Origin of the sequence: Streptosporangium sp. NPDC002524 (genome assembly GCF_040295985.1) — a bacterium.
Classification (GTDB): domain Bacteria; phylum Actinomycetota; class Actinomycetes; order Streptosporangiales; family Streptosporangiaceae; genus Streptosporangium.
Genome location: NZ_JBEOWK010000018.1, coordinates 206,051 through 215,033 on the forward strand (window position 1 = coordinate 206,051; position 8,983 = coordinate 215,033).

The following is an 8,983-nucleotide window of genomic DNA, read 5'->3' on the forward strand; positions in this document are numbered from 1 at the left end:
ACGGATGCCCGGCCCGGGAACCTGCTCCCGGACCGGGTGTCCGGCTCTTCACCCCGGAGCGCCCCGACGGTGTGAAACGCGGCTCTCAGAGCGCCCCGACGTACACCCAGCCGCCCGCGTTCCTGGCGAAGCGGCTGTGCTCCTCCATGTGGCCCGGCTCGCCGCGCTCGACGTAGTGGGCGCGGAAGCGGACGGTGCCCTCGGTGTGGAAGGAACTGCCGCCGGTCGTCTCCAGCACCTCCAGGCGGGTCCACCGGACCGAGCCGTCGAGCTCGACGGCCGATGGACGCGTCGACGGATGCCAGGTGCGGAGAAGATACTCGGCGTCCCCGACGCTGAAGGCGCTGAACCTCGACCGCATCAGCGCCTCGGCCGTCGTCGCGGACGCCGTCCCACGGTGCAGCCGCCCGCAGCAGTCCCCGTACGGCGTGGGCAGCCCGCACGGACACGAGGCTCCGGGCGCGGGGGCGGAACGGGCTCGGGGTCGTGGATCACGTCGTGGCACGTCCCCAGTATGCCCGCGCACCCCGCCGGATCCGTGTTCCCGTGCCCGCCCAGGCCCGGTGACCCGACCGGGTCCGTTCCGGGACTCGCCAGGCGGGCGAGGAGGCTCCGAAAGGTTGGCCAGACAGGGGCTGCCCCTCTCCGGGAGGCGTCTCGTCGTGCTCGGTCCCGGCCCGATGACCTACGAGACATGCTCCTGACACTCGTCACCGGTGTCGAAGAAGGTGCTGAGGTATTCCTCCGGTTCGAGGTCACTGTCCCTGATGAGGGAGAAGACCTCCGTGCCCGGCTCGATCACGTCATCCGGCAGCCGGTACGCCTGGGCCAGGCCCAGATACCGCATCGCCTCATCCGAGCCGTACTCCGCCGCCTCGCGCTCCGCCATCACGATGGCCTGGTCGAACGAGGCGGTCCTCCACAGCGTGACCCGTTCCTCGTAGACGTCACGCGGCGGCTCCCAGCGGAAGACGCATCGGACGGAGTACCAGCCGGTGTCGGGTGAAGATCTCACCCGACCATGATGCCGGACGGCAGGCCTGTCCGGTTTCCGATGAAACAGCGACGGAACGAGGCACCGCCTCCGCCGCCGCCGATACCCCCGTTTCTCGTTGTCCCGCCCGATGGTCAGGACGTCCGATGGCCAAGCCGACCGACGATCAGAACGGCCGATGATCAGAACGGCCAACGATCAGGATGGCCGATGGTCAGGCCGACCGACATCAGAACGGCCGACGATCAGGACGGCCGATGGTCAGGCCAGAGCCCCGTGGCCGTCACCGCCTCCTCCGGAGACGAGATGTGCCTGACCCCGGCGACCGGACGCCCCTCCCCGTCGAGGATCCGCCAGCCGCCGAGCTGGACCACGGGGACACGCCCGCGACGCATCGCGAACGCCAGCTCGGACAGCGTCCCCCACGACCCACCGACGACGATCACGGCGTCACCCGAATTGACGATGACGGTGTTCCGCGCCTCCCCGACACCGGTCGGGATCACGATGGAGAGATTCGGATCGGCGCCCTCCCTGTCCGTCCGGGACAGGATGCCGACCACCGTCCCACCCGCCGACCGCGCACCGGCCGCCACCGCGGCCATCACCCCGCCGTAACCACCGCAGATCACCACCGCACCGCGCTCCGCCAGCAACCGCCCGACCTCGCGGGCGTTGGACTCGTCCTCACCCGTACAGTCACGCGGACCGCACACCGCCACCTGAATCGTCACGCTGGGATCCTGCCCGCGAGCGACGACCGGCGATCGGGAATCCGAGGTGGATGCCTGCCGCACCGCTCACCCCGCGACGGCTGAGACCGGAGAGTGTCAGCGGCGACCGGCGTATGACCACGATGAACCGCAGCCGAGGCCGCCGGCGTTCAGCGGGGGACGACCTGCGCCCGCACCCCCGGCAGGTCGTCGAACGCGGCGGACGAATCCATCGTGATCACGATCCTGGCGGTGGCGGCCGCCGTCGCGGCGATCAGCAGGTCGTACGCTCCCCGTGTCTTGCCCGAACGGCGCACCTGCGCCATGAGACGAGCGTGAACCCTGGCGACGTCCACCGTGTACTCCTCGACCGGGATCAACGCCAGAACCTCGTCCACGAAGGCCTGTCGCCCGGGACGGCGCGCCTCATCCGCCAGCTCAACGCCGACGAGCAGCTCGGCCACGGTGATCGCGGCGACCGCCACGTCGTCGGCATCCCCGATCACCGCGTCCACGGAGGCCCTGCCCCGCTCCGCCGCGATCAGCACGCCGGTGTCCAGGATCAGGCGTCGGGCCACGCGCTCCTCATCTCGTCGTCGACGGCCTCCCGGGCCGCCGCGACATCGGCCGCGAAATCGGCGTCCAGCGTCCCTTCGGCTCTGGCCAGGAAGGCTTTGACCATACGTCCGGGCGCGGTGGGCGCGGGACCGATCACCGCGATCCGCTTACCTCCCCGGGTGACCACGATCGTCTCCCCTCGCTCCGCCTCGTCCAGAACGGTCGCGAAACTTCGCGATGCCTCGGTGGCAGTCATCACCTTCACAGAATCAGATTATCTGATTCTGTGAAGATTCGTCATGGCAGAGTGGTGGACCTCCTCAGGAGATGCCCAGATAGCGGGCCACGCGGGGAAGCCTGCGAGCGAATTCCACCTCGTCGTCGAGATCCCATTCCTCCCCGTCGAAAGCCGCGCCGACGAGAGGGAACCTCGCATCGACTCCCCGGGCGCTCACGGCTTCCCCCAGATGCGCCGCGTCCATGCCCGTGGCCTTCTCGTAGGGACCGAACGTCACGTAGCCGAGGAGCTCGAACTCCGGTTCCTCCTCCGCCGACCACACGGGGAACTCGTCGTCGGCGAGTCTCGTGCGACGCAGCTCCAGCAGGCGCAGGAATTCGGGCAGTTCGATCACACGATCCGCACCGGCCGCCACTTGCTCGAACGCCGTGCGTCCCAGGCTCACGAGCCATTTCACGAAGTACTCGAAGCCGTCCAGCGATCCCCAGCCGATGAGGAGGCGGTACACCGCGTACAGGTCCCAGGTGCAGAGGCGGCTCGTCGCGGAGGCCCACCACATCGCGAAGTCGACGATCTCCTCGGCCGAACACCGGGAAAGCTCGTCGTCCAGCCAGGCGAGGCGCTCCTGTCTGGTGCCGGTCTCCCGGCCGGACCGCTCGATCAGTTCCCAGAAGGCGTCCTCGTCCATGAGAGGTGATCTTGGCATTCACGAGCACCCGTGTACACGTCCGCGGCGCGTGGAACCCTCACAGAGAGAACCCTCACGAGAAGAGGGCCCCTCCCGAGATCCATCCAGCACGTGCGAAACCCGGTCCGCGGGCATGGCCCGGACCGGGTTTTCGCTGGTCAACGGTCTACTTCACAAGCCGCCCGGCCGTCAGCGCCCGTTGGCCCCGGGGCGGCGGCGTCAGCGGTCGGGGGTGACGAACTCGGGCTGGTCGAGCACGCGCAGCCAGTTCCCGTCCGGCTGGCGGCGTACGACCTGGGCCCGGGCGCCGGCCCCGTCCCCGGGCGGTGTCGAGGTGAGTGCGATGTCCCCGTTGACCAGCGTCGGCAGCGGCCGCTCCGGCTCGAAGCGAGGCCGGTTCGCCAGCACCTTCTCCCACAGCGCCTGGATCGCCGCGCGCCCCACGGTCTGGCTGCCCGGCGGGTACGCGAGCACCGCGTCCTCCTCGTACAACGCCGCCACCCCGGCCGCGTCTCCGGCGTTCGAGCGCTCGACGAACAGCCGGGTGATGTCCTCCGGCCGCATGGCCTTCTCATACTCAGTCATGAAATTTCCTCTCTTTCCGGCCTCCAGCCTGCCCACCTCCGAAGTAGAAGTCCAACAGCTAGTTCTGATGACATCTAGAATCTGCAGTCATGGAACTGAGGCAGCTCGAATACTTCGTCGCGGTCGCCGAGGAGCGGAGCTTCACCCGAGCCGCCGAACGGGTGCGCATCAGCCAGTCCGGCGTCAGCGCCCAGATCCGCCGCCTCGAACGCGAGCTCGGCGCCGAGCTGTTCGACCGTTCGGCCCGCGCGGCCACCCTCACCGTCGCCGGCGAGGCGGCGCTCGGACACGCCCGCGCCGCGCTGGCCGCCGCCGGGGCGGTCGGCCAGGCGGTGGGGGAGGTCACCGGCCTGATCACGGGACGGCTCACGGTCGGCATGGTGATCGGCTGCACGGTCACGCCGCTGTTCGACGCGCTGGCCGCCTTCCACGCGGCGCATCCCGGCGTGGAGCTCTCCATGATCGAGGACAACTCCGACCGGCTCGTGGAGGCCGTCCGCGACGGCACCGTCGACCTGGCGCTCATCGGCACCGCCACCGCCACGCACGAAGGACTGGAGACGCTGACGATCATCAGCGAACGGCTCGTCGCCGCGGTGCCGCCCGGCCATCCGCTGGCCAAGGGCCGGGCGGTCACCACCCTGCGCGACCTGAGCGAACATCCGATCGTGTGCATGCCGCCGGGCACCGGCCTGCGCACCCTGTTCGACGAGGTGTGCGCGGCGCGGGGCCTGCGCCCGGTCATCTCCCTGGAGGCCAGCGCCGCCGACGCCATCGCCGACCTGACCGTGCGCGGGCTCGGCGTGGCGGTGCTGAGCGAGTCGATGGCCGCGCGCTACCGCGACCGGCTCACCACCCTGCTCGTCGACGACGTCGAGGCGCCCGCCCTGCTCTCCCTGGTCTGGCGGAACGCGAACAGCCCGGCGGTACGCGAGATGCTGCGTCGCGGCCGCCGCGCGTTCGCGGGAGATCGCGCCGTCTCACGCTGACCCGGGGAGCGCGCATGGCGCCGCCCGGTGTCCTTCGATCTCCTCGATGTCGAAAGCCAGATCACCGCCTCACTTGAGGAGCTGCCGGGCCATCACCATGCGCTGGATCTGGTTCGTGCCCTCGTAGATCTGGGTGATCTTCGCGTCGCGCATCATGCGCTCGACCGGGTAGTCGCTGGTGTAGCCGTACCCGCCCAGGAGCTGGACGGCGTCGGTGGTGATCTCCATGGCGGCGTCGGAGGCGGCGCACTTGGCGGCGCTGGAGAGGAAGGTGAGGTCCTTCCGCGGCTCGCCGTGCATGGCCAGCTCGGACCTGGCCGCGGCGGCGTAGGTGAGCTGGCGGGCGGCCTCCAGCTTCATGGCCATGTCGGCGACCATGAACTGGACGCCCTGGAAGTCGGCGACGGCCTTGCCGAACTGCCTGCGCTCCTTGACGTAGCCGATCGCGTAGTCCAGCGCGCCCTGGGCGATGCCGAGCGCCTGGGCGGCGATGGTGATGCGGGTGTGGTCCAGGGTGGCCAGGGCGGTCTTGAAGCCGGTGCCGGGCTCGCCGATCATCCGGGACGCGGGGATCCGCACGTTCTCCAGGATGACCTGCCGGGTCGGGGAGCCCTTGATGCCGAGCTTGCGCTCCTTCGCCCCGAAACTGACGCCCTCGTCGCCCTTCTCCACGACGAACGCGGAGATGCCCCTCGCCCCGGCGCCCGGCTCGGTGACGGCCATCACCGTGTAGTACTCCGAAACCCCGGCGTTGGTGATCCACATCTTGGCGCCGTCGAGCACGTAGTGGTCGCCGTCGAGGACCGCGCGGGTCTTCATCGCGGCGGCGTCGCTGCCCGCCTCGGCCTCCGAGAGGGCGTACGAGAACATCGCGTCACCTCCCGCGACCGGCGTGAGGTAGCTCCGCTTGAGCTCCTCGGAGGCCGAGAGCAGCAGCGGGACGGTGCCGAGCTTGTTGACGGCGGGGATCAGCGAGGACGAGGCGCAGGCCCGCGCCACCTCCTCGATGACGATCACCGTCGCGAGGGCGTCGGCACCGGCGCCCCCGTACTCCTCGGGGATGTGCACGGCGTGCAGATCCGCCGCGACGAGCGCCTTGTAGCTGTCCGCCGGGAACTCCGAGGTCTCGTCGGCCGCCGCGGCGTGAGGGGCGATCTTCTCGTCAGCGAGGGCGCGGACTGTCTCGCGGAGCATCTCGTGCTCCTCGGGCAGTGCGTAGAGAGGGTAGCTCATGGGCAAATAGTAGGACGTCCAACAAAACCTGGAGCGCTCCACCCCAGGTGATATGTACCCCGGCGTTTGCGCAGGTGGCAAAGTTGAAGCGCCAGATGCCGGTACCCTGTCGGCAAAGAATCGGGCAGAACCGAAAGGAGCACCAGTGGCCTACCGCCTGACGATGGTGGGAACCGGATACCTCGGTGCGACGACGTCCGCGTGCATGGCCGAGCTGGGCTTCGAGGTCCTCGGTCTCGACATGGACGCGGAGAAGATCGACCGGCTGCGGGCCGGCGACCTGCCCATCTACGAACCCGGTCTGCAGGAGATCCTGCGGCGCAACCTGGCCAACGGCCGGCTGCGCTTCACCACCTCGTACGAGGAGGCCGCGGCCTTCGGCGACGTGCACTTCCTGTGCCTGGGCACCCCCCAGAAGCCGGGAGAGTACGCGGCCGACGTCTCCTACCTGGACGCCGCGATCGAGTCCCTCGCCCCCCACCTGGACCGCGAGTGCCTGGTCGTCGGCAAGTCGACCGTCCCGGTCGGCACCGCGCAGCGCCTCGCCGACAAGCTGGCCAGGCTCGCCCCCATCGGCGCGGGCGCCGAGCTGGCCTGGAACCCGGAGTTCCTCCGGGAGGGCTTCGCGGTGAAGGACACGCTGCACCCCGACCGGATCGTGCTCGGTGTCGCCTCCGACCGGGCCGAGAAGGTCATGCGGGAGGTGTACGCCTCCATGCTGGGGATGGGCACCCCGATGGTGATCACCGACTACCCCACGGCCGAGCTGGTCAAGGTGGCCGCCAACGCCTTCCTCGCCACGAAGATCTCCTTCATCAACGCGATGGCCGAGGTCTGCGAGGCCGCCCACGCCGACGTCAAGCAGCTGTCGCTGGCGCTGTCCTTCGACGACCGTATCGGCGGCAAGTTCCTCAACCCCGGCCTCGGCTTCGGCGGCGGCTGCCTACCCAAGGACATCCGCGCCTTCATGGCCCGCGCCGGGGAGCTCGGCGCCGACCAGGCGCTGACCTTCCTGCGGGAGGTCGACGCGATCAACATGCGCCGCCGCGCCCGCATGGTCGACCTGGCCCGCGAGCTGGCCGGGGGCTCCTTCCGGGGCTGCACGGTCGCGGTGCTCGGCGCCGCGTTCAAGCCCAACTCCGACGACATCCGCGACTCGCCCGCCCTGGACGTCGCCGTCAAGATCAGCGAGCAGGGGGGCCGGGTCACCGTCTACGACCCCGTCGCCCAGGAGAACGCCCGCAAGGCCCATCCCGGGCTCTCCTACGGCGCCTCCGCCCTCGACGCGGCCAAGAACGCCCACGTCGTGCTGCTGCTGACCGAGTGGCAGGAGTTCATCGCGATGGATCCCGAGGAGCTGGGGTCCGTGGTGGCCTCCCGCAAGATCGTCGATGGTCGCAACGCCCTCGACGCCGAGACCTGGCGGGCCTCCGGCTGGCACTACCGCGCCCTGGGCCGCCCCTGAGCCCGGCCCTTCTCGTCCGAGCCGGGCCTGTCTGAGCCGGGCCTGCCTGAGCTTGGCTTATCTGAACCCGACCTGCCTGAGCCCGGCTTGTCTGAGCCCGGCCTGTCTGAGCTCGACCTGTCTGAGCTGGGCTTGTCTGAGCTCGACCCGTCTCGTCCGAGCCCGGCCGTCTCTCCGAGACCGGCCTTCCCGTCGTGCGCGCTCTCGTCCCGGACATGACAACGGGTCCCCGGTGGATACCGGGAACCCGCCTGGTAAGCGTCGACTTCTCAGAGATCACGTGGGTCGCCATGGCCTTCTCGCGTCACCAGCCCCAGTACCAGCGGCGCCAGCGACGACGGCGCCAGCGGCGACGACGACGCCAGTAGGGATCGTGGGCGGGCCAGGCCCCTCCCGGGAACATTGGGATACCCATAGGGACGCCCCCCTTTCGCAGTAATCTCTCGGATATGACAATTACTACGATATGGGACATATCCACATAAAACGGACCAACGTGCTTCTAGGTTAGCTATAGAAGCTTTTTGGTGGTCATTACGGTGAGACCACTCCCGCGCGGCGAATGCGCGACGCCTCGCGAAACCACTTCTTTCTTCGCGTTCGACAAAAGGACCTTTACCCTGGCGACGGACCGGCGGCCGCGAGGGCGAGCCCTGTCGTCGGCGCGTCTTTCACCGGCCCGGCCCGGTACGCGCCCCTGGTACGCGCCCCCGGTACGCAGCCCGATCACGGCCACCGGGAAAGCCCTAAGAGACCCGCGACGAGAAGGCCCCGCACCCGGCGGAGGCCTTCTCGTCGTCCCGGTCCCGCCCGGTCAGTTGTCGAACTCGCCGAGCTTCACGCCCCCGACGAAGGCGTCCCACTCCGAGCGGGTGAAGAACAGCTTCGGCCCGTCGGGATTCCTGGAATCGCGCAATACGTAAAGAGAACCCGAACCGGCCTTGTGCCCCTCAGAGGGAGCCTCGACCACGGCCACCTCGACGCAGTTGCCGTCGTCGTCCCCCTCCGGGGCCGCCCTGCGCCAGACGGCCTTGCTGAGGTCTGCTTCCACGTCGTCTCACCTTCGCTGTGTCGGCGGCCGCCCGTCGGGCGGGATCTTCGAGTGGATCGCCTCGCGACGCCGGCACGCCTCCGCCACGTCCGGGAGTAACCCGTGACGTGACCTCCGGCGACGGCCTGGAAAGCGCCGGACTCCACGGACGGCAGCGGCTCCATGGGCGGCGGCTCCACGAACGGCGGGCTCCACGGACACAGTATCCGGACCGCCCACGACGTCCGCAACGACAAAGGCGCCGGGCGTGCGTGTCCGGCACGACCACCGAGATTCAGGAGCGAGGCCGGTGGGGGCCAGGCGCGCGGCGAAGAACGGCGCCAACCTCTGCGGCACGCCCCGAGGGAAGGGCCGTACCCACTTACGGAACAGGCTCTAGTAGTACTTCGTTAGGTTGATTTGATCGTGGGTGCTGGGTTCGGCATGCTGCTCTCGTGGACTTGGGGGAAATCGAGCGGCTGCGGGGTGA

11 protein-coding genes are annotated in these 8,983 nt (G+C 69.4%); 2 read left to right on the forward strand and 9 right to left on the reverse strand.

From position 1 onward, the window contains the following. Window positions 1-85: 85 nt before the first annotated feature. From ABT053_RS29265 to ABT053_RS29295, 7 genes are all read right to left on the reverse strand, one after another. The gene (locus ABT053_RS29265) at window positions 86-505 is read right to left on the reverse strand and encodes a YchJ family protein (protein ID WP_350973172.1); all 420 of its coding nucleotides are present in this window, start codon (window positions 503-505) and stop codon (window positions 86-88) included. 180 nt (window positions 506-685) lie between these two features. Beyond that, complete coding sequence (locus tag ABT053_RS29270; protein ID WP_350973173.1) at window positions 686-1,015, reverse strand: hypothetical protein; 330 nt, start codon at window positions 1,013-1,015, stop codon at window positions 686-688. 224 nt (window positions 1,016-1,239) lie between these two features. After that, window positions 1,240-1,728 (reverse strand): TIGR00725 family protein, encoded by a 489-nt coding sequence (locus tag ABT053_RS29275; protein ID WP_350973175.1) that lies wholly within the window; start codon window positions 1,726-1,728, stop codon window positions 1,240-1,242. A gap of 149 nt (window positions 1,729-1,877) precedes the next feature. Beyond that, window positions 1,878-2,285, reverse strand: a complete 408-nt coding sequence (locus tag ABT053_RS29280; protein WP_350973176.1) for a PIN domain-containing protein — start codon at window positions 2,283-2,285, stop codon at window positions 1,878-1,880. Next, entirely contained in the window at window positions 2,270-2,521 is a 252-nt protein-coding gene (locus tag ABT053_RS29285; protein ID WP_350973197.1) for a type II toxin-antitoxin system Phd/YefM family antitoxin, read from the reverse strand. The genes ABT053_RS29280 and ABT053_RS29285 overlap by 16 nt, the downstream gene beginning before the upstream one ends. 64 nt (window positions 2,522-2,585) lie before the next feature. After that, window positions 2,586-3,209, reverse strand: coding sequence for a DUF4240 domain-containing protein (locus tag ABT053_RS29290; RefSeq protein ID WP_350973178.1), 624 nt, complete (start codon window positions 3,207-3,209; stop codon window positions 2,586-2,588). 201 nt (window positions 3,210-3,410) lie between these two features. After that, window positions 3,411-3,776 carry a YybH family protein gene (locus ABT053_RS29295; RefSeq protein ID WP_350973180.1) on the reverse strand — a complete coding sequence of 122 codons (366 nt, stop codon included), beginning with the start codon at window positions 3,774-3,776 and terminating at the stop codon, window positions 3,411-3,413. Between the two features lie 89 nt (window positions 3,777-3,865). Here ABT053_RS29295 and ABT053_RS29300 point away from each other — a divergent pair, with 89 nt between their 5' ends. Beyond that, window positions 3,866-4,765 carry a LysR family transcriptional regulator gene (locus ABT053_RS29300; RefSeq protein ID WP_350973182.1) on the forward strand — a complete coding sequence of 300 codons (900 nt, stop codon included), beginning with the start codon at window positions 3,866-3,868 and terminating at the stop codon, window positions 4,763-4,765. A 69-nt stretch (window positions 4,766-4,834) separates the two neighbouring features. Here the strand turns inward: ABT053_RS29300 and ABT053_RS29305 are convergent, their stop codons facing one another. Then, window positions 4,835-5,998 carry an acyl-CoA dehydrogenase family protein gene (locus tag ABT053_RS29305; protein WP_350973183.1) on the reverse strand — a complete coding sequence of 388 codons (1,164 nt, stop codon included), beginning with the start codon at window positions 5,996-5,998 and terminating at the stop codon, window positions 4,835-4,837. A gap of 163 nt (window positions 5,999-6,161) precedes the next feature. On the opposite strand from ABT053_RS29305, the gene ABT053_RS29310 reads away from it, so the two are divergent. Next, complete coding sequence (locus ABT053_RS29310) at window positions 6,162-7,463, forward strand: UDP-glucose dehydrogenase family protein (RefSeq protein WP_350973198.1); 1,302 nt, start codon at window positions 6,162-6,164, stop codon at window positions 7,461-7,463. 814 nt (window positions 7,464-8,277) lie between these two features. Here the strand turns inward: ABT053_RS29310 and ABT053_RS29315 are convergent. Further along, the gene (locus tag ABT053_RS29315) at window positions 8,278-8,514 is read right to left on the reverse strand and encodes a DUF397 domain-containing protein (RefSeq protein ID WP_350973185.1); all 237 of its coding nucleotides are present in this window, start codon (window positions 8,512-8,514) and stop codon (window positions 8,278-8,280) included. Window positions 8,515-8,983 lie beyond the last annotated feature (469 nt).